General features: G+C 63.7%; 23 protein-coding genes and 1 tRNA gene. 19 read left to right on the top strand and 5 right to left on the bottom strand.

All coding sequences use genetic code 11. The annotated features are described in order from the left end of the window. From RAD04_RS24480 to RAD04_RS24455, 6 genes are all read left to right on the top strand, one after another. On the top strand, positions 1–864 hold the full coding sequence (locus RAD04_RS24480) for an alpha/beta fold hydrolase (protein WP_461625822.1): 864 nt from the start codon (positions 1–3) through the stop codon (positions 862–864). A 27-nt stretch (positions 865–891) separates the two neighbouring features. Continuing rightward, positions 892–1,242, top strand: a complete 351-nt coding sequence (locus RAD04_RS24475) for a phasin (RefSeq protein WP_461625821.1) — start codon at positions 892–894, stop codon at positions 1,240–1,242. Positions 1,243–1,298: 56 nt separating this feature from the next. Further along, positions 1,299–1,808 (top strand): hypothetical protein, encoded by a 510-nt coding sequence (locus RAD04_RS24470; RefSeq protein ID WP_461625820.1) that lies wholly within the window; start codon positions 1,299–1,301, stop codon positions 1,806–1,808. Positions 1,809–1,837: 29 nt separating this feature from the next. Then, a complete protein-coding gene (locus RAD04_RS24465; protein WP_461618767.1) occupies positions 1,838–2,008 on the top strand; it encodes a hypothetical protein in 171 nt (56 codons plus the stop codon). A 93-nt stretch (positions 2,009–2,101) separates the two neighbouring features. Then, entirely contained in the window at positions 2,102–2,365 is a 264-nt protein-coding gene (locus RAD04_RS24460; protein WP_461618766.1) for a hypothetical protein, read from the top strand. A gap of 141 nt (positions 2,366–2,506) precedes the next feature. Beyond that, positions 2,507–2,596 (top strand) — tRNA-Ser (locus RAD04_RS24455). 377 nt (positions 2,597–2,973) lie between these two features. Here RAD04_RS24455 and RAD04_RS24450 read toward each other — a convergent pair. Then, a complete protein-coding gene (locus RAD04_RS24450; protein ID WP_461625819.1) occupies positions 2,974–3,132 on the bottom strand; it encodes a hypothetical protein in 159 nt (52 codons plus the stop codon). Between the two features lie 694 nt (positions 3,133–3,826). On the opposite strand from RAD04_RS24450, the gene RAD04_RS24445 reads away from it, so the two are divergent. From RAD04_RS24445 to RAD04_RS24430, 4 genes are all read left to right on the top strand, one after another. Continuing rightward, a complete protein-coding gene (locus RAD04_RS24445) occupies positions 3,827–4,123 on the top strand; it encodes a hypothetical protein (RefSeq protein ID WP_461625818.1) in 297 nt (98 codons plus the stop codon). Between the two features lie 185 nt (positions 4,124–4,308). Beyond that, complete coding sequence (locus tag RAD04_RS24440; protein ID WP_461625817.1) at positions 4,309–6,342, top strand: VTT domain-containing protein; 2,034 nt, start codon at positions 4,309–4,311, stop codon at positions 6,340–6,342. Continuing rightward, complete coding sequence (locus RAD04_RS24435; RefSeq protein ID WP_461625816.1) at positions 6,342–7,034, top strand: endonuclease/exonuclease/phosphatase family protein; 693 nt, start codon at positions 6,342–6,344, stop codon at positions 7,032–7,034. The genes RAD04_RS24440 and RAD04_RS24435 overlap by 1 nt, the downstream gene beginning before the upstream one ends. Before the next feature lie 149 nt (positions 7,035–7,183). After that, positions 7,184–7,375, top strand: a complete 192-nt coding sequence (locus tag RAD04_RS24430) for a hypothetical protein (RefSeq protein WP_461618761.1) — start codon at positions 7,184–7,186, stop codon at positions 7,373–7,375. A 58-nt stretch (positions 7,376–7,433) separates the two neighbouring features. Here the strand turns inward: RAD04_RS24430 and RAD04_RS24425 are convergent, their stop codons facing one another. Continuing rightward, positions 7,434–7,658 (bottom strand): hypothetical protein, encoded by a 225-nt coding sequence (locus RAD04_RS24425; RefSeq protein ID WP_028144631.1) that lies wholly within the window; start codon positions 7,656–7,658, stop codon positions 7,434–7,436. A gap of 267 nt (positions 7,659–7,925) precedes the next feature. Here RAD04_RS24425 and RAD04_RS24420 point away from each other — a divergent pair, with 267 nt between their 5' ends. Further along, on the top strand, positions 7,926–8,246 hold the full coding sequence (locus tag RAD04_RS24420) for a DUF1476 domain-containing protein (RefSeq protein ID WP_461625815.1): 321 nt from the start codon (positions 7,926–7,928) through the stop codon (positions 8,244–8,246). Between the two features lie 17 nt (positions 8,247–8,263). Here RAD04_RS24420 and RAD04_RS24415 read toward each other — a convergent pair whose 3' ends face one another. Continuing rightward, positions 8,264–8,854: a TIGR00645 family protein gene (locus tag RAD04_RS24415; RefSeq protein WP_461625814.1), complete on the bottom strand. Its 591-nt coding sequence runs from the start codon at positions 8,852–8,854 to the stop codon at positions 8,264–8,266. A gap of 159 nt (positions 8,855–9,013) precedes the next feature. On the opposite strand from RAD04_RS24415, the gene RAD04_RS24410 reads away from it, so the two are divergent. Beyond that, complete coding sequence (locus tag RAD04_RS24410; protein ID WP_461625813.1) at positions 9,014–9,304, top strand: hypothetical protein; 291 nt, start codon at positions 9,014–9,016, stop codon at positions 9,302–9,304. Positions 9,305–9,321: 17 nt separating this feature from the next. Here RAD04_RS24410 and RAD04_RS24405 read toward each other — a convergent pair whose 3' ends face one another. Next, entirely contained in the window at positions 9,322–9,450 is a 129-nt protein-coding gene (locus RAD04_RS24405) for a hypothetical protein (RefSeq protein ID WP_018320480.1), read from the bottom strand. A 778-nt stretch (positions 9,451–10,228) separates the two neighbouring features. Between RAD04_RS24405 and RAD04_RS24400 the strand changes: the two genes are divergently transcribed. Further along, positions 10,229–11,155, top strand: coding sequence for a septal ring lytic transglycosylase RlpA family protein (locus RAD04_RS24400; protein WP_461625812.1), 927 nt, complete (start codon positions 10,229–10,231; stop codon positions 11,153–11,155). On the opposite strand, the gene RAD04_RS24395 is transcribed toward RAD04_RS24400, so the two are convergent. After that, complete coding sequence (locus tag RAD04_RS24395; protein ID WP_461625811.1) at positions 11,152–12,105, bottom strand: alpha/beta fold hydrolase; 954 nt, start codon at positions 12,103–12,105, stop codon at positions 11,152–11,154. The two genes, RAD04_RS24400 and RAD04_RS24395, sit on opposite strands and share 4 nt — an antisense overlap. 153 nt (positions 12,106–12,258) lie before the next feature. Between RAD04_RS24395 and RAD04_RS24390 the strand changes: the two genes are divergently transcribed. The 6 genes from RAD04_RS24390 to RAD04_RS24365 all read left to right on the top strand — a co-directional run bounded on the left by RAD04_RS24390 (position 12,259) and on the right by RAD04_RS24365 (position 18,980). After that, on the top strand, positions 12,259–13,521 hold the full coding sequence (locus RAD04_RS24390) for a D-alanyl-D-alanine carboxypeptidase family protein (RefSeq protein ID WP_461625810.1): 1,263 nt from the start codon (positions 12,259–12,261) through the stop codon (positions 13,519–13,521). Positions 13,522–13,523: 2 nt separating this feature from the next. Then, positions 13,524–14,210 carry a dTMP kinase gene (gene tmk / locus RAD04_RS24385; RefSeq protein ID WP_018320476.1) on the top strand — a complete coding sequence of 229 codons (687 nt, stop codon included), beginning with the start codon at positions 13,524–13,526 and terminating at the stop codon, positions 14,208–14,210. Continuing rightward, on the top strand, positions 14,207–15,253 hold the full coding sequence (locus RAD04_RS24380) for a DNA polymerase III subunit delta' (protein ID WP_461625809.1): 1,047 nt from the start codon (positions 14,207–14,209) through the stop codon (positions 15,251–15,253). Before tmk ends, RAD04_RS24380 begins: the two co-directional genes overlap by 4 nt. A 108-nt stretch (positions 15,254–15,361) precedes the next feature. After that, complete coding sequence (metG, locus tag RAD04_RS24375; RefSeq protein WP_461625808.1) at positions 15,362–17,380, top strand: methionine--tRNA ligase; 2,019 nt, start codon at positions 15,362–15,364, stop codon at positions 17,378–17,380. A 12-nt stretch (positions 17,381–17,392) separates the two neighbouring features. Next, on the top strand, positions 17,393–18,169 hold the full coding sequence (locus tag RAD04_RS24370) for a TatD family hydrolase (RefSeq protein ID WP_461625807.1): 777 nt from the start codon (positions 17,393–17,395) through the stop codon (positions 18,167–18,169). 13 nt (positions 18,170–18,182) lie between these two features. After that, positions 18,183–18,980 (top strand): MBL fold metallo-hydrolase, encoded by a 798-nt coding sequence (locus tag RAD04_RS24365; RefSeq protein ID WP_461625806.1) that lies wholly within the window; start codon positions 18,183–18,185, stop codon positions 18,978–18,980. Positions 18,981–19,009 lie beyond the last annotated feature (29 nt).

Genomic DNA, 19,009 nt, shown 5'->3' with positions numbered 1-19,009 from the left:
ATGGCAAGGGTGCAGGCGGGTGAGGTCCAGCTCGGCTGGCGGGAGTGGGGGCGGGGCGACGTCACGGTCGTCTTCATCCACGGCAATCTCGCCAGCAAGGATTGGATCGAGCTCGCCGCGCCCCTGTTTCCGACGGGCCTGCGCGTCGTCGCCATCGACTGGCGCGGTTGCGGCGACAGCGATCGGCCGAAACCGACCGCGGGCTATGCCAACTATTCCATGCAGCAGCATGCCGAGGACATGTTGGCGGCCCTCGATACGCTCGAGATCAGCTATTGCCATCTTGCGACGCATTCGACCGGCGGCATCATCGCCGCGCGCATGCTCTTGATGCAGCCGGAACGCTTCGGCCGTGTGTTCTCGCTCGATCCGGTGACGCCGCTCGGCATGACCTTCAATGCCGATCAGATCGGCCTTTTCCGCGCGATGATGGCGAGCAAGGAGTTGACGCGGACGATCATGGCAACGGCGGCGTCCTCGCTGTTCGTGCCCGAGAGCATGGCGCCGAACGCGATCCCGCGTTTTCGCGAAGGACTGCCTGAGATCCAGGCCCTGTTCGATCGCATCATCGACCAGACCTTTGGCGTCTCCGAAGGAATCTGGATCGGCACTCCCGTCAATCTCACACGGGAGAAGGAAAGCCGTGAGCTGGAGCGCCGGATGCAGCAGCTACGGCATCCACATCTGGTGCTGTGGGGCGAATGGGACGGCTGGATTCTTCCGGCCGACCTGCGTGTCATGGCTGAGGCGATGCCGGATTGCCGCCTCGTCATCGTACCCGGCATCGGGCACTCGATGAATCTCGAACGGCCGGCACTCTATGCCGGCTATTTCGGCGCCTGGTTCGGAGGACTTCCCGCATGAGCGAAACCGTCTGAAAGGAGCGACATCATGGCCGAAATCAATGTGTCCGCCGAGAGCATGCGTGCGTCACTGAGCGAGGCGCTCGGTCGCCTGCGCAAGGCCAATTCGGACTATTTCGAATTGCTGGAGCGTGCTCTCGGCTCGTCGCCGCTGCCGGTCGCGAACCAGGCGAAGGAGTTCTGCGCCTTCATGCAGCACAATGTCACCGCAACTTTCGATCTCGGCGACAAGCTGATCAACGCAAGGGACATGCAGGATGCGCTCAAGCTTCAGGCCGATTTCTTCCAGGACCAGATGCGCTCGCTGACCGACCAGGGCCGGGCCATGAGCGAGTCTGCGATGAAGGCGGCGGGAGGCATGTTCAGTCCGAAGGCCTGACGCGCTGTCGTTGTCTGCGGGGCGGGGGATCCACGTTCTTAGAAGGAGGACGGATCATGCTCAAATATTTGCTGGCGGCGTTCGCTATTCTCATTCTTGTCGGCGCCACGCTTATGCCCGATGACGCCTATGCTCGCAGGGGGGGCGGCGGTCGTGGCGGTGGGTTTCATGGCGGCGGCGGGCGCGCGCATTTTGCCGGCGGCGGTCATGCCGGACGCTTCCATGGTGGCGGCGGACATCGCTACGCTGGCCGGCCCCGGCCGAGCCACCCAATTGCCGGCCGTCCCGGAGGCCGACCCATTGCAGGTCGCCCGGGACGTCCGACGCACCCAATCGCGGGCCGTCCGGGCCGTCCAGGCTATCCGATTGCGGGTCGGCCCGGTTATCCCGGCTATGGCGGACGCTATCCCTACTATCCCGGCCGCGGCCTCGCTTACGGTGCGGCAGCCGGAGCTCTTGCGGCAGGCGCCTACTACGGAAGCGGCTCCTATAATAATCAGGGCTGCTATTACGACACTTATGGCAACTGGACCTGCCCGCAGGGTAATCCCTACTATCCCTATTGATGAACGCAGACGCGCAAGTGAGGTCGGTTATGGCCGGAACGAACAAGCTCTCGGTCGAGAAAGCTCTCGAGAAGTTGCGTCAAGATGATCAGATCAAATCGAGCGGAGAGCAGCGTGACGAAAAGAGTGAAGAGCTGCGTCGAGAGATCAAGCGCATGAGGGCGCAGCGATCGCGGCTTGATCGCGCGCCCTCCAAGTAAGGCGGGGATGGCGGCAGTAGCCTGCTGAGGTGTGTCCAGGCGCGACCATCCAAGTGCGCGCAGATCGAGCCGGCCAAAGCTGGAGCAAAAGCGATGTGGGTGCTGATGTATGTCTTTTCCTACTCGATCAGTCCTGCCGCGACGAACGACAAGGCGGAATGGCGACTCCTTCCGACGGTTGTCTTCCAGGAGTTTTCCAACGAAGAGCGGTGCCGGAAGGCCAAAGTCACGCTTGAAGGAAGCTTGAGCGAGGCGGGCACCAAGCTCCGAAGCGGCTTGGAGGATCTCAAGAGCCTGGGTAAAGCGGATCCAGCTCAGATCATCATCGCGTACAACGTGGAATGCCTGCCGAAATAGGCCTCATGCCGCGGTTTAGCCCGGGTGCCCCATCTGTGGACGCGAATCGGGTATCGGTATGAGACCATGGGTCCAAAATTGGGTCCAAGTTCGCGTTGCGCTCGGTCCGAAGCTAAGCTAATTCCCTGGCATTGTTACGAGGGAAGGGTGGCCGAGTGGTTTAAGGCACCGGTCTTGAAAACCGGCGTGCCCGCAAGGGTACCGTGGGTTCGAATCCCACCCCTTCCGCCAAAATATCAGCAAAATCAATTAATTAAACTCACGTCAGCTGTTCAATGTACAGTCGAACGTACAACGATCAATTGGCAGCGTCGCCGTCGTAACCAACAACTGAGTCAGAGGTCGCAGCCTGCCAACAAATGGCAGAGGACGATGATGCGGTGACCGGCGCAGCTCTCCTCGAGATGACGGAGAACGAGCAACCGGCGATTGAAGGGGAAGGGCGATGACTTCTTCAGGCCCCTCATAGAAAGCGGGCCCCACCATCACAGCGTTGCTATCGACTCCCTGGCGAGCACGGCCATCGCCCATTTCGGCGGCGGCTTTTGCACAGCCGTCGGGGCAACAACGGCTACGGCAATGGCGGCGGGGCGCCAATTCAGGCGACCTCATTGACGGAGGGGCTTGTCTTCCCGGTTGAGCAGCCCCAAACGTCGCTCAAGCTCTTCCTTCTTCGCCACAAGCCTCTCAGCGAGAATATCATTGATGACTGTGTGAAGTTGCCAGAGCTCTTCGAGAGACATGCTCTCAAAAGGCTTCGGTTTCATGAATCCCCCGACTCACGCATTGAGTAAGGCTAGCGCCGGAAAAGAAACATTGCCACTTGTTCCCGGCCGGATTCACATATGCGAATGAAGGTACAAGGCTGAGCGCCCTCCCTGCTACGTGCTGGGGAAATCGAGCGCGCTTCATTGACCGATGACGTTCCGTCGCAGAGTAAGTTGATTCGTCTTACCTTGGACTCTGCCTTGGCCTGGCCGGCCTTCTCGAACGAGGCCAATGCGGCGTCCATCTCGTCGATCCGCTCCTTGGCCCAATTGAGCTAGACGTGCATGCTCTCCGCTGTGACATGGCCGTCTCCATCTGCTTGCCGACGTGCCCGAGCTTCGGCTTGCTCGTATTGACCTGTCTCAATGACATCGTGGTCTTACGACTTTGCGATTGCGACGCCGCACAGACACTCTCGACGTCTGGGCTGGCTTTAGGCCGCGCGTCCCGGAAAAACGAGGGCTCAGCAGGAACGCCAGGGAAAGCGAGACATTAGCCGGCAGAAGGCTTCACGGCGGGCAACGCATGTTCTTCTTTTTCTCGAACCGGCTTGGTTGTCTCGGTTCGCTGCTGATCTCAGGCTTGATCACCGTCGCGCTGCTCTTCATGTTTGGGATGCTGCGGTTCTGAGCTTCAGGAATCTGATCGTTGCTGACCTGTTGTTCGCACTCCGCCCAGCCACGGAGAGTGCTCTTGGAAACGACCATTATCGGAGAAATTGACACGCGCCGCGGCGCCGAGCTTGCGGTTGAGCATGTCGTGCAGGAATGCGGCGTGCAGCGAAGCGATGTTTTCGTTCAGCCCGCCTGCGGTGCGAATACCGTCGGAACGCGTACAGCAGGTAGCGACCTCAACGCTGCGCCTGCGCCGGACGGACATCAGAAGCTGGAAGGTCTGATCGAAGTCTCCGTGGAATTTCACGGCGATCCTCCCGAGACAATAGCGGATGCTTTCAAAGGCGCCGGCTCGAAGACCGTCCGAACGAAATAACCGCCCGATAAGCGAACTGTGCCGAGCGGGCGCGATGTTGCATGCATCGCTGCGCAAACAACGTGGAACCCCTTGAGCGTTCAGCGCGTTTAGACGCGAATGCGAATTGCGAGGTCCACCTGCTTCAGAGCTCATCCACCCTGATCCCCGGCGACATCGTCTGGCGGCGGTGCAAGGCGCGGCACGTGGCGGTTCTGAACGATGCTGCCGCTTATTTCGCGGCCCTGCGCGAGGCGCTGCTCGAGGCTGAAGATATCGTCTACATCATCGGGTGGGACATCCACAGCGAGACCAGGCTGGTCGGATCGTCGGGGCGGGCGGATGACGGCTTGCCGGAACAACTCGGCCCATTTTTGCGCGCCCTTGTTCACCGCCGGCCGGACCTGCGGATCAACATTCTCGTCTGGGACTTCGTCTCGTTCTACGCCTCCGAACGGGAATGGAATTCCGCGGCCAAATTCACCGCCGACACGGACGGCCGCGTCCGATTTCATCTGGATTCCACGCTTCCGTTCGGTTCGGCCCAGCACCAGAAGATCGTCTGTATCGATGGTTCACTGGCGTTCGTCGGCGGGCTCGATCTGACGATCAGGCGCTGGGACACGAGCGATCATCGCGCCGATCACGAACTGCGCTGCGACCCCCAGGGCAAGCCATACCCGCCGTTTCATGATGTTCAATGTTTGGTCGACGGGGATGCTGCCGCCTCGCTGTTCGAGCTGGCCGAGGAGCGCTGGCGTGCGGCAGGCCAACAGATGCAGGATCGGCGTGCGCAAAAGAGCATGCGCTGGCCGGCGGATGTGCCGGTCGAGGCTGAGCTCATGCCCGTTGGGATCGCCCGGACCGAAGTGGTCTGTCCTGCAGGTTCGACCATCAGGGAGGTCGAACGCTCCTTGATTGCGGCGATCCGGTCCGCGACGAGCTTCATCTACATCGAGAACCAGTTCACCAGCGCGATCAAGATCGCGCGTGAGTTGGCGGAGCAGATGCAGCGCGTGCCCTCGCTCCGGGTTCTGGTCGTCGCTCCGAAACTGCATTCCTCGTGGCTGGAATCCCAGGCCATGCAGAACGGCCGCGGCGCGTTCATCGACTGCTTCAGCGAAGCTGGCGTGGCAGATCGCATCCGCTTCGTCTATCCGGTCTCACGAGAGGGAGACATGGAAGCGGCCGTGATGGTGCACAGCAAGCTCATGATCGTCGATGACAGGATCTTGAGGATCGGCTCGGCCAATTTGAACAACAGGTCGATGGGCGCCGACAGCGAATGTGATCTGATCTTTGAGGCCGCATCCGACGAACATCGGGAGTTCGTCGCTTCAGTTCGGCATCGCCTGATAGCCCATTTTTGTGGCCTCGACGAACAGAGCGTCAGGCAAAACGACGATCGTCTTCTTGCTCTTATGGACGAGGTGTCGAAAGCCGATGGCCCGAAGACGCTGCGGGCCGTGGAAGCCTCAATCCTGACCAGCACCCTTGCCACGATGGTTCAGCCGGTGGCGGACCCTGAGCGGCCCCTTCATCTCGAGCGGGCGGCATCGCGCATGTGGAGCACGAAGACCGTCATCGGGATCGTATCGATCGCCGCGGCGCTCTTTGGCTTGGCGATAGCCTGGTCGTACACCTCCTTAGGCGATTTCGCGGACACGGGCCGCATCTCGAATTTGCTATCGACTTACTCCCAATCCGTCTGGGGGCCGCCACTCGCAATCGCGGCTTTTGTCGTCGGCGGGCTGGTGGTGTTTCCGGTGCTCGTGCTCATTGCAGCAACGGCTGCCGCGCTTGGGCCATGGCTGGGTTTCGCCACGGCGATCGCCGGCGTCTTGCTCAGCGCCTTCATCCTTTTCGTGATCGGGCGCGCCCTCGGACGGCAGCGGCTTCAGCAGTTGCTCGGACGACGCGCCGCGCGGATCCAGGACCGCGTTGTCGGCAAGGGCGTCCTGGCTGTCGTCGTCATCCGGATGATTCCCATCGCACCGTTCTCAGTCGTGAATGTCGTGGCTGGCGCGAGTACGCTGCCTTTACGCGACTTCCTGCTCGGAACCCTGCTTGGCATGACGCCCGGTATTCTTGCCATGGCCGTGCTGGGGGCTCAGATCGCGGATTTGGCCCGCAATGCATCCTGGAGCAGCATGTTGCTGTTGGTGCTGGCGTTCCTGGGGTGGCTCGGCGTCTGCGCGGGCGCGCAATTCCTCGCGACCTGGCTCGCCGGGAGGCGCTGATGGCGCCGGTGCGTTTCATGACGTGGAATGTGCACGGCACGTTCAATCTCAATCCGAAGTTCGATCTGGAGGGGGTCTGCTCCATCCTTCGCAAATGGGCCCCTGATGTCGTCGCGCTTCAGGAGGTGGATTCGCGATCGAGGTCCGACGATCCGTTCGCGAAGCTGGCGAGCGTCGTCGGCGATCACCGCGTTCACGCCAAGTCGATCGTCACTGCGGATGGCGACTACGGTCAGATGCTCCTGAGCCGCTTTCCGTTCTCCGGGGTGCCCGAGATCGTCGACGTGTCGTACCGGGAGCGCGAGCCGCGCAGGGCCATTGCCACTGGCCTCCTGACGCCGGTCGGTGACGTGCGCGTAGTTGCCACGCATCTCGGCCTGAGCATCCACGAGCGGTATGCCCAGGCACAAACCCTGGTGAGCCTGGTGAAACCCGGAAGGACCGTCGTCCTCGGCGATTTCAACGATTGGTTTTGGGTCAAGTCGGTGCGGCGGGTGCTCGCGCAGGCCTGCCCCAACCGTACGCGGCTGCGCACCTTCCCATCGCGCTTACCCCTGATGCGGCTTGACCGGATTTATGCGACGTCTGATAGCCGGATCGAGAAGGTCTGGACCGACGTGGAGGCGAGAGCCTTCTCGGACCATCTGCCCGTCATTGCCGATGTTGAGATCCAGGGGCCTTCGAGAACCTAGAAAAATCCTTATTGTCCAATAGTATAGCTACTGTGCATGGGGTTGTTTTTCGATATTTTGTTGGGCGGGGCGGTCAACTCGAGTTCCAATTTGCGGGACCGCGGGGTCCACCTTGTGGAACCCTTTCGCCGCGTCTGCGTTGTCTCCGCATGACTGAAGACCTTTCCTTCCGACGCAAACCCCTGACCCCCGAGCAGCGCCAGGCGCGCGATGCGGCACGCCGGATCGAGGCCGAAAAGGCCATGCGCGACCATGAAGAGGCGCAGAAGGCGTTTTACGCCAACAAGGAGCGGCTGAAGGCCGAACGGCTGGCGCGCGAAGCGGCGGCACCAAAGGCCTGATCCAACGCGGGTCCCGCCGGCAATCTTCTGACGTGACCTGTCCGGGCGATGCCGCCGGCTAGTGCCGGTTCGGCGTCCGCGTCGCGCTCCAAGCCAGCCTCAGCGCCTGGACGGCCCCTGTGAACGCGCCACGGGGCGATTGCGCCTCGATGGCTTCGGCTGCGATGCGGCAATCGTCGGCGACCTTGAGCAATCCGCTTCGCGCGAGGTCCATGGTGGAGAGGGCGGCCTGCTCCAGGCAGACCCGTTCAAGCCGTCGAAACTCCCGCAGCTCTTTGTTCATGCGTCAGCTCTCGGTATGCCCCAAGCCATGCGGCGCTGAGTCTGCTTAACGATCGGTAAACGATCTCTGCCTAGCCAAGTCCTAGCCAAGTCGGCTGGCGCCGGGCTCGTGCGGGCCATGCACGCGCCCGGCGCGGGGGCCATCGGCGGGCTTGACGGCGTTTGGCTTCCGCCGGAAGCTTCAACTGATCCGAACTGACGTGAAGCACGGAGACGTTCGCCCCCAGCCAGTCCGACACCATCAGCGCAAGTGCAAATGGAGCTGACCATGACCACGTTCGACAAGCGCGAGCAGGGCTTTGAGGCCAAATTCGTCCACGACGAGGAGTTCATGTTCAAGGCCACCGCCCGGTCCAACAAGCTGCTCGGGCTCTGGGCTGCAGGCCAGCTCGGGCTCAGCGGCGATGCCGCGGCAAGCTACGCGACCACGCTGGTGACGGACCATCTGGAGAGCCGGGCGATCGCCGATGTCGTGGACAAGGTGTCAGGCGATCTCGCCGCCAAGGGCATCGCGCGTGAGCAGGTCGCGCTGAAGCTTCAGGAGTGCCTGCACCAGGCGCTGGTGCAGCTCGAAGTGGACAAGCAATAAGGCCGACGTTGGTAACCTCACTCGGCATGCTTGCGCGTGCCGGAGTCACCAAGCTTGTCGACATAGGCAATGCCGATCGCCGAGGCGATGAAGGTGAGGTGGATCAGCACCTGCCACATCACGCCGGTCTCGGTGAAGCCGGCGCGGTTCGAGCCGAGATTGCCGGCCTCGATGAAGGTGCGCAGCAGCGCGATCGAGGAGATGCCGATGATGGCCATGGCGAGCTTGATCTTGAGCACGCTCGCATTGACGTGGCCGAGCCATTCCGGCTCGTCGGGATGGCCCTGCAAGTCGAGCCGCGAGACGAACGTCTCGTAGCCGCCGACGATCACCATCACGAGCAGATTGGAGATCATCACGACGTCGATCAGCGCCAGCACGCTCATCATGATCTGCTGCTCGGTGAGATCGATCGCGTGCCAGGAGAGGTGCCAGAGCTCCTTGAGGAACAGCACGATGTAGACGCATTGCGCCACGATCAGTCCGAGATAGAGCGGCAGCTGCAGCCAGCGCGAGCCGAAGATGATCATCGGCAGCAGGCCCAGGCGCGGCGAGGGCGAACGGGGTTCGGTGCGGGGCTCGGATTGGGGTGAAGGCTCAACCGACATTCAGGCTGCGTCCTCGCAATCGAACGATCTCGCTTTCATCTAGCCCGATAACACGGCCGGCGGAAGACGCGCCGCGCGTCCTGCCGTCGGCGGATCGCGCCATTTCGTGCTAGCGTGCCGAACGGCCATCGCGCGACAATGTGGATCGGGAGGCGGGGAGTGACGAGCAGCGGCTTTCGCAGATGGTCCGGTGGCATCGCGCTCGCCGGCGCGATCATGATTGGCGCGAGCACCGCGGAGGTCTCGGCGACACCGCTGACGCCGTTTCGCTACGAGGCGCAGGCGCAGCGTCATTGCCCGCACGACAAGGTGGTCTGGCTCGACTTCAGGAAGGGCATCTACTACCGCAAGGGTCAAAAGCGGTACGGGCAGGGGGTCGACGGCAGCTTCGTCTGCCTGAACGAGGCCCGCGACGGCCGCTATCGCCGCTCCGTGCTGGGCCTGCGCTGAGCGGCGCCTGACGCCGGCTATTTCTGCGCCGGCAGCCTGACCGGCACGTGCGGGGAGGTGCTGATGACCCGGGGGCTGCCGTCAGGATAGGTGCGGTCGCCGCGGATCAGGGATTCCAGGACCAGGAAGAATTTCTCGGCAAGCATTTGCGTCACCCTCGTTGGTGATGGCCTCTGGAAATGGGTCGAGGCACCGAACGCGGGAATTCAATCAACAGATCGGGAGCGGGGACATCGGCGCGTGATGCGCCGCGCTGGAGCTGTGCTGGAAGCGGGGCTCAGGCGAACGCCAGTGCCACGAGGCTCGAGCAGAGCAGAACCAAGCCGCCGGCGGTCAATGCCAGGAAGCCGTCAGATACCAGGTCATGGTTACGCATGTGACACCTGCCGCTCTCGTTTTCGATGCTCGGTCGGATCGATCAAAATTGTCCGAACGCGCCGCTTGAAAGAGGTGATGCTTGCCGATCGCGCGAGTGCCCCTAGGCCCTCGTGCGGTAACCTTCAAACGCATGGGCCAGGAAGATCCCCGCGCTTACCAGACCCATCAGTGCCGAAACCGTCTCGATCATCGTTAAATTCCAAATCCCGCCCTTGCATCCGAGAGAACGCGTGCGGCCTTGCACAGTCAAAAGAATTCCAGTGAAGGCAGCGACAATGGGGGTGGAGTGAGGATTTGGCGCAACAGAATGTCCAGCCGTGGCACAGAGTTGGCGCCATCGCTCCGTAGAACAACGGAAAAATGCGAACGTCTCGTTTACCATCCCGGCGGGATCGCTGTGGGCTCCCCATTTCCGCCGTGTTCGGGTTGCGTTATCGTTACCGCATCCGACGCGGTGGTGGGCCGCCTCGGATTAAAGGACCGGACAGCGCTCCCCGTAGCCAAAGCGGGGTGGGTACGCCTCCGGCAAAGTGGTATTTGGGGCGCATGGGGATCCGACGGTCAGATTCGGTTTTGCGGGCCGCGCGTGGTGCTGCGGCGGTCGCGGCCTGCGTTGCGCTGGCCAATTGCGCCTCCTCCAACAAATTCGCCAACCGCGTCGATCCGAAATACGGCGTGTCCTCGAGCCCCCGGGTCGTGGCATTCGGGGACCCGGTCCCGAAGGGCGGCGGCACCTACCGCGTCGGCAAGCCCTATGTCGTGGCCGGCCGGACCTATGTGCCGGAGGAGGACGTCAACTATCGCGCCGAAGGCATGGCGTCCTGGTACGGCGATGATTTCCACGGTCGCCTGACCGCCAATGGCGAAGTGTTCGACATGACTTCGCTGACCGCGGCGCATCCGACCCTGCCGATGCCGTCCTATGCGCGGGTGACCAATGTCTCGAACGGCAAGTCGCTGATCGTCCGCGTCAATGACCGCGGGCCCTATCACGGTAACCGCCTCATCGACGTCTCGAACAAGGCCGCCGAACTGCTTGAATTCAAAGGCAACGGCGTCGCCAAGGTCCGCGTCGAATATGTCGGCCGGGCGCCGCTCGAAGGCTCCGACGACCGCCAGCTTCTGGCGACCCTGCGCACCGGCGTTCCGGCGCCGTCGCCCTCGATGGTCCGGGTCGCCTCGGCCAAGCCCTTCGTGCCGGAATTGCCGGGATCGAGCCGCGGTGCCATTCGCGGCGACGTGCCGATGCCGGAGGGGCGGCCCTATAATCTCGGCACCACCTCCGCCGACATGGCCTCGCTCAACGCGACCTCGGAAATGTCGGCCTCGAGCCGCAGCCGGGGTCGGGCGGTCCACAACGCCCGCGCCGTGTCCTATGACGAGGACGGCCGCTACGCCGCCGAGAACGCGCCGTCATCGGCGGACGGGGCCGCCGAGGCCCGCAGCATCCTGAGCGGCCGCGGGCTCTACTAGGCCGCGCTTTCCTTCAGGAATTGCACCAGCGCCGCATTCACCTCGTCGGGCCGTTCCTGCTGTACCCAATGGCCGGCGCCCTCGATGATCAGCTTCTGCTTCAGGTTGGGTAGCACGCGCTCGAGCTCTTGGACGCGCTTGGCGCCGATCAGGCCGGTGATGACGGCGTCCCGGGAGCCAGCGATGAACAGCGAGGGCTGATGGATCTGCGCATCCTGCCAGGGCGCCGTCAGCTCCCAATTGCGGTCGATGTTGCGGTACCAGTTCAGCCCGCCCCGGAAGCCCGACTTGCGGAAGCTCTCGGTGAAATAGGCCAGATCAGTCTCGTTGAGCCAGCCGGGCAGCGGCTCCTCCGTGGTCGCGTGGCTGAGAAAGCCCTTGCCCTCCTGCACGAACATGGCGGCGGTGGGATCGGCAAGGCCGCGTCCGCCGAGCACGATGCGCATGGTGCGGGCGACGTCGCGTTCCAGCTCGGCCTCGGCGACGCCGGGTGCCTGGAAATACTGCCAGTAGAAATTGGTGACGCCGCCCTGGCGCAAGAGGTCGAGCGGCTTGCCCCGGCCGCGGAACGGCGGCGGCACGCTGAGGCCCGCGACCGCGGTGAAGATGTCGGGCCGGAACAGCGCCGCGTGCCAGGCGACCGGCGCGCCCCAGTCGTGGCCGACCACCATCGCCTTGGTCTCGCCGAGCGCCTGCACGAGGCCGACCACGTCGCCGACCGTGTCGAAGATCGAGTAGGCGGCAACCTCAGGCGGCGCGGCGCTCTGGCCGTAGCCGCGCATGTCGGGGGCGACGACGTGAAACCCGGCCGCGGCCAGCGCGGGGATCTGGTGGCGCCAGGAATAGGACAGCTCCGGCCAGCCATGGCACAGCACCACCAGCGGACCCTGGCCGGCTTCGCGGATGAAGAGATCGATGCCGTTGGCCTTGATCACGCGGGTGGAAGACATCGCTTTTCCGCCTTGTTTCAGGGGTTTGGTCGAGAAACATAAGGCGCCACGATAGGGGCGCGGCGAGAATCGTGCAATCTCAGGGACAGGCGTCGAACCGCGTGTTGTTCGCATCTGTTCCAACTGTTAGAACGCCTCTCTCAGGGCTTCGCCATGGCATTTCGTCTTCCTTTGCTTCGTCGTAACTGGCTCACAGCCGGAACACTGGCGCGCGGGCTGGTCGCCGCGATTCTGGTGGCAAGCATCGGCTGGATCGGGGCGCTTCTGGCCGCCAACCAGAGCATCCAGGGCGCCAAGAAGCCTGATGATGCCGGCTTCGACGGCGACGCCCCGACCGCGATCCTGATCGAGGCCTCCTCAGGCAGCGTGCTGTTCGAGAAGAACGCCGACGAACTGCGCGCGCCCTCCAGCATGATGAAGCTGATGACGGCGGAAGTCGTCTTCAATGCCATCAAGAAGGGCGACATCAAGCTCACCGACGAGTACCGGATCAGCGAGAATGCCTGGCGCCGGGGCGGCGCGCCCTCAGGCGGCTCGACCATGTTTGCCGCCATCAACAGCAAGGTCTCTGTCGACGATCTCCTGCATGGTGCAATCATCCAGAGCGGCAACGATGCCTGCATCGCGCTCGCCGAAGCCATGGCCGGCAACGAGAAAATCTTCGCGGCGGACTTCATGACCAAGCGCGCCCGCGAGCTCGGCATGACCAGGTCGACCTTCGGCAACTCCAACGGCTTGCCCGACCCCGCCAACAAGATGACGGTGCGCGAGCTCGGAATCCTCGCCCGGCACATCATCCTGGACTTCCCCGAATTCTACAAACTGTTCGGCGAGAAGGAGTACACCTGGAACAAGATCCGCCAGCCCAACCGCAACCCGCTGCTCAATTCGATGGAAGGCGCCGACGGTCTGAAGACCGGCTATACGAAGGAGGGCGGCTACGGCATGGTCGGCTCGGCCGTGCAGAACGGCACGCGGCTGATTGTCGTCGTCAACGGCCTGGACGACCCCGAGGATCGCGCCACGGAAGCCAAGAAAATGCTGGAATGGGGTTTCCGCAATTTCGAGACCCGCACGCTGATCGCGGCCGAGCAGCCGGTCGGCTACGCCAAGGTGTTCGGCGGCGAGAGCCGTTCGGTCAAGCTCGTCGCCAAGACTCCGGTGAAGGTGATGGTGCACAAGAACGGCAGCGACAAGCTGATTGCGCGCGTCGTCTATAGCGGTCCGGTGCGGGCGCCGGTCGAGGCCGGCCAACGGGTCGGCGTGGTCAAGGTCTGGCGCAGCGGCAACATCGCGGTGGAGACGCCGGTCTATGCGGCCGAAGCGATCGGCACTGGCTCGACCGTGCGACGCGCGATCGACGGCGCCAGCGAGCTCGTGATCGGCATGTTCCGCGCAGGCGCCGAGAAGCTCTGATCATGAGTGAGAGCGCGCTACAGCGGCCGTCCGGACGCGGACGCTTCGTCACCTTTGAAGGCGGCGAGGGCACTGGCAAATCGACCCAGATCAAGAAGCTTGCCGACCGTCTCAAGGCAGCAAAGCTGCGCATCCGCGTCACGCGCGAGCCGGGCGGCTCGCCGGGTGCCGAGATCATGCGTCATCTGGTGCTGTCGGGCATGGGCAAGCTGCTCGGCCCCGAGGCGGAGACGCTGCTGTTCGCCGCCGCGCGCGACGACCATGTCCGCACCGTGATCCTGCCTGCGCTCAACCAGGGCACCTGGGTGCTGTGCGACCGCTTCGCCGACTCGACGCGGGCCTATCAGGGTAGCCTCGGCCAAGTGCCTGAGGGCCTGATCAACGCGATGCAGCGGGTCACGATCGGCGATCTCAAGCCGGACCTCACCATCATCCTCGACCTGCCGGTCGAGATCGGCCTGCAACGCGCCGCCGCGCGCCGCGGCAACAGCACCCCGGACCGGTTCGAGGGCGAGAAGCTCGGTTTTCACCAGGGCCTGCGCGAAGCCTATCGCAAGATTGCCGAGGACGATCCCGCACGCTGCGTGCTGATCGACGCCAATTCCGACCCTGACACGGTCGCAGGCCGTGTCTGGACGGCGCTGCGCGATCGTCTCCTTCCCACACCAGCCTCGGTGGTTTCCGTATGAGCCCGCGTCAGACCGAGCGCGAAACCGCCATTCCGCATCCGCGCGAGACATCGAAACTGTTCGGTCATCGCGAGGCGGAGACCGCGTTGTTGACGGCCTATCGCAGCGGCCGCATCCCTCACGCCTGGCTGATCGGCGGGCCGCAGGGCATCGGCAAGGCGACCCTGGCCTATCGCATGGCGCGCTTCGTGCTAGCCCATGGTCAACCGCTTGCGCCTCCCGTGCAGGGCGCCGAAGACCTCGCGATCGATCCTGATGACGCCGTGGCGCGGCAGGTGGCGGCCGGCTCGCATGGCGGCCTGCTGACGCTGGAGCGTACCGCCAACGATCGCGGCGTGATGCGCACCGTGATCACCGTGGACGAGACGCGCGAGACGATCGGCTTCTTCGGCTCGACCGCCGCGGCCGAAGGCTGGCGCGTCTGCATCGTCGACACCGTCGACGAGCTCAATCCGAATGCAGCCAACGCGCTACTGAAAATTCTCGAGGAACCGCCGCAGCGATCGCTGTTCCTCTTGGTGAGCCACGCGCCCGCGCGCGTGCTCGCCACGATCCAGTCGCGCTGTCGCAAGCTGCGCCTGCGATCGCTCGCCACGAATGACGTGATCGGGGCGGCGGCGTCGGCGGCCGAGCTCGATCCGAACGATCCTGCGCTGCGCGAGGCGGCGGAGGCCTCCGAGGGCAGCGTTGCACGGGCTCTGACGCTCCTCGGCGGCGATGCGCTCAAGCTTCAGCAGCGCACGGCGGCGCTGCTCGCGCGCCTGCCGCAGGTCGATCCGCGCGAATTGCACACGCTCGGCGATTCGCTCGGCACCAGCGACCGCGTCGCGCTCGCGGCCTTCATCGACGGGATCGATCGCTGGATCGCGGAACGCCTGCATGCGGACGAGGCCAATGCCAACCAGAACTTGCCGCGCCTTGCGCGCCTAGCCGAGGTATGGGAAAAGATCGTCCGCGCCGCGCGCGACACCGAAACCTACAATCTGGAGCGAAAGCCCTTGGTTTTCTCGGTGTTTGGCTGGCTGGCGGACGCAACGCGCTAAAGCATGATCCGGAACAGTGCGCAGCGGTTTTCCGAAAGATCATGCGCAAATCAATAATCGAACCCAGGTTCGTCTCCAGATTTCGAGAAGCCGGTAAAGGAATTCGTCGTGGCAACGCGAGCTAAGAAAACTGCCAAAGGCAAGGGCCGCAACAAGGCTGCGAAGAAAGCCGCAAAGAAGGCCGTGAAGGCGCGTGCGTCCAAGGCCAACGCCAAGGCAGCCAAGAAAGTCAAGAAGACCAAGAAGGCCACGGCCAAGAAGGGCGCGAGGAAGAGCGCCGTGAAGACGGCAAAGAAGGCGGTCAAGAAGGCTGCGAAGAAGCCGGCTGTCGCCAAGAAGGCTGTGAAGAAGGCCGCCAAGAAGCCAGCCAACAAATCAGCCAAGAACCCCGCCAAGTCGCCTGCGAAGACGGTGGCCAAGAAGGCGAGGGTGGTCGCGCCTGTGATCGCAGCGCCGGCCCCCGCCGCCACGCCGCCGAAGGCTGCCAAACCGAAGGCCCCGCGCGCGCCGAAGCCCGCTGCAGCTCCGCAAGCCGCAGCGCCCGCAGCCACACCAAGGGCTACCGTGCCCGTTGCCGCCCCCGCGCGCGACAATGTCTTCTACATCACGACCGCCATCGCCTATCCCAACGGCAGTCCGCATATTGGCCACGCCTATGAGGCGATCGCGACCGATGTGCTGGCCCGCTTTGCGCGGCTCGACGGCAAGGACGTGTTCTTCCTGACCGGCACCGACGAGCACGGCCAGAAGATGGTGCAGACGGCGGCCGGCGAGAACATGGCCGTCTCCGCGCTCGCTGCCCGCAATGCCGGTCGCTTCAAAGAGATGGACGAGCGTCTGAACGTGTCGTTCGACCGCTTCATCCGCACCACCGAGGAGCAGCATCATCGCTCCAGCCAGGAGATCTGGCGGCGCATGGAAGCGAACGGCGATATCTATGCCGACATCTATGCCGGCTGGTATTCCGTGCGGGACGAGGCGTATTACGCCGAGGATGAGACGCGCTTGAACGATGACGGCGTCCGGCTCGGCCCGCAGGGCACGCCGGTCGAATGGGTCGAGGAGAAAAGCTATTTCTTCCGCCTGTCGGCATACCAGGACAAGCTGTTGAAGCTCTATGCGGACCAGCCTGACTTCATCGGGCCGGACTCCCGCAAGAACGAGGTGGTGAGCTTCGTCAGAGGCGGCCTGCGTGATCTCTCGATCTCGCGCACCACCTTCGATTGGGGCGTCAAGGTGCCTGGTGACGAAGAGCACGTGATGTATGTCTGGGTCGACGCGCTGACCAATTACATCACCGGCGTCGGCTTCCCCGATGAGAACGACGGAAACTGGCGTTATTGGCCGGCCGACGTGCACATCATCGGCAAGGACATCATCCGTTTCCACGCGGTGTATTGGCCGGCGTTCCTGCTGTCGGCCGGGATTCCGCTGCCGAAGCGGGTCTATGCCCACGGCTTCCTGTTCAGCAGGGGCGAGAAGATGTCGAAGTCGGTCGGCAACGTCGTCGATCCCTTCAACCTTGCCGACCAGTACGGCGTCGACCAGGTGCGCTATTTCTTCCTGCGCGAGGTGCCGTTCGGACAGGACGGCAACTACAATCACGAGGCCATCGTGGCGCGCATCAACGCCGATCTCGCCAACGATCTCGGCAACCTCGCGCAGCGTTCGCTGTCGATGATCGCCAAGCAACTCGGCGGCGTGCTGCCCGAGCCCGGCGAATTCAGCGACAACGACAAGGCAATCCTGGCGATGGCCGACGGCATGGTCGCCGCATCGCGCGCGGCCATGGCGACGCAACAGATCCATCACTGGCTCAACGCCGTCTGGGCCGTGGTTGCCGAGGCCAACCGCTATTTTGCGGGCGAGGCGCCGTGGGCGCTCGCCAAGACCGACCCGGCCAGGCAAAAGACGGTGCTCTACGTCACGGCCGAAGTCGTGCGCCAGATCGCGATCCTGGCGCAGCCCGCGATGCCGACCGCCTCGGGGTTGCTGCTCGACAGCCTCGGCATCCCCGACGGCGAGCGCAACTTCGCCATGCTCGGCGGTGCCAAGCGCATTGCACCCGGCTCGACCTTGCCGGCGCCGACGCCGGCATTCCCGCGCTATATCGAGCCGGCAGCCTAGGGCGTTTGCGCGATGCTGGTCGACAGCCACTGCCATCTGGATTTTCCGGACTTTGCGGAAGATCTCGACGGGATCGTGTCGCGGGCACGCGCGGCCGGCATCGGCCGCATGGTCACGATCTCGACCCGGGTGCGGAAGCTCGACCAGCTTCTGGCCATCACTGAGCGCTATGACGACGTCTACTGCTCGGTCGGCACTCATCCGCACAATGCGGATGAGGAGGACGGTATCGCATCGGATGAGTTGGTTGCGCTGACGGAGCATCCCAAGGTCGTCGCGCTCGGCGAAGCCGGGCTCGACTATTTTTACGACAACGGCTCGCCAGAGGCGCAGGCGAGGGGCTTTCGCGCCCACATCGCCGCCGCCCGCACCACCGGCCTGCCGCTGGTGATCCACACCCGCGAAGCCGACGAGGACTGCGCGCGCATCCTGGAAGAGGAGGCGGCCAAGGGCGCGTTTCGTGCCGTGCTGCATTGTTACACCGGCGGGCGCGAGCTGGCGCTGAAGGCGGTGTCGCTCGGGCTCTATATCGGTTTCACGGGCATCCTGACCTTCAAGAAATCAGAGACTTTGCGGGCGCTGGCGGCCGAACTGCCGGCCGATCGCATCCTGGTCGAAACGGACTCGCCCTATCTTGCGCCCGGCAAGTTCCGGGGCAAACGCAACGAGCCCGCTTATGTGGTCGAGGTCGCCAAAGTGCTGGCCGAGACGCGCGGCGTATCGCTTGACCAGATCTCGCGCCAGACCAGCGAAAACTTCTTCCGCCTGTTCTCGAAGGTGAAAGCTTGAAACCGGGAGCCGCATGACGCTGACGCTGACGATCCTGGGCTGCGGCTCCTCCGCCGGCGTGCCGCGCCCGGCGCTGGGCTGGGGCGCCTGCGATCCCAACAATCCCAAGAACCGCCGTCGCCGCTGCTCGCTGCTGGTCGAACGGACCTCCGAGCACGGCACCACGCGCATCGTGATCGACACCTCGCCGGACCTGCGCGAGCAATTGCTCTCGACCAATGTCGATCACATCGACGCGGTGTTCCTGACGCATGAGCATGCCGATCAGACCCACGGCATGGACGATTTGCGTTCGGTCGTGATGCACATGCGCCGTCGTATCCCGACCTACTTCAACCAATCGACGGCCAAGGACATCCTGTCGCGGTTCTCCTATTGCTTCATCGCGCCGGAGGGCAGCGATTATCCGCCGATCCTGACCCGGCATTCGATCGAGGCGGGCGAAAGCCAGACCGTACTGGGGAAGGGCGGCGCCGTGGAGTTGACGGCCTTCCTGGTGCAGCACGGCAACATTCCCGCGCTCGGCTATCGCATCGGGGATGCGGCCTACACGCCCGACCTCAACGACATCCCGCGCGAGAGCTGGGGTGCGCTGGAAAATCTGGACCTCTGGATCGTCGACGGCCTGCGCTACACCAACCATGTCAGCCATTTCAGCATCAACGACGCGCTGTCCTGGATCGAACGGTTCAAGCCAAAGCGCGCGGTCATCACCAACATGACGGCTGACGTCGATTACGAAGTCATCCGGCAATCGCTGCCCGCGGGCGTCGTGCCGGCTTTTGACGGGCTGCGGCTGGAGACGCACTGAACCTGCGGTAGAAATTCCCGCCACAGGCA

It is taken from the genome of Bradyrhizobium sp. 25ACV, from assembly GCF_054863005.1.
This window is presented reverse-complemented; position numbering and strand designations above follow the sequence as displayed.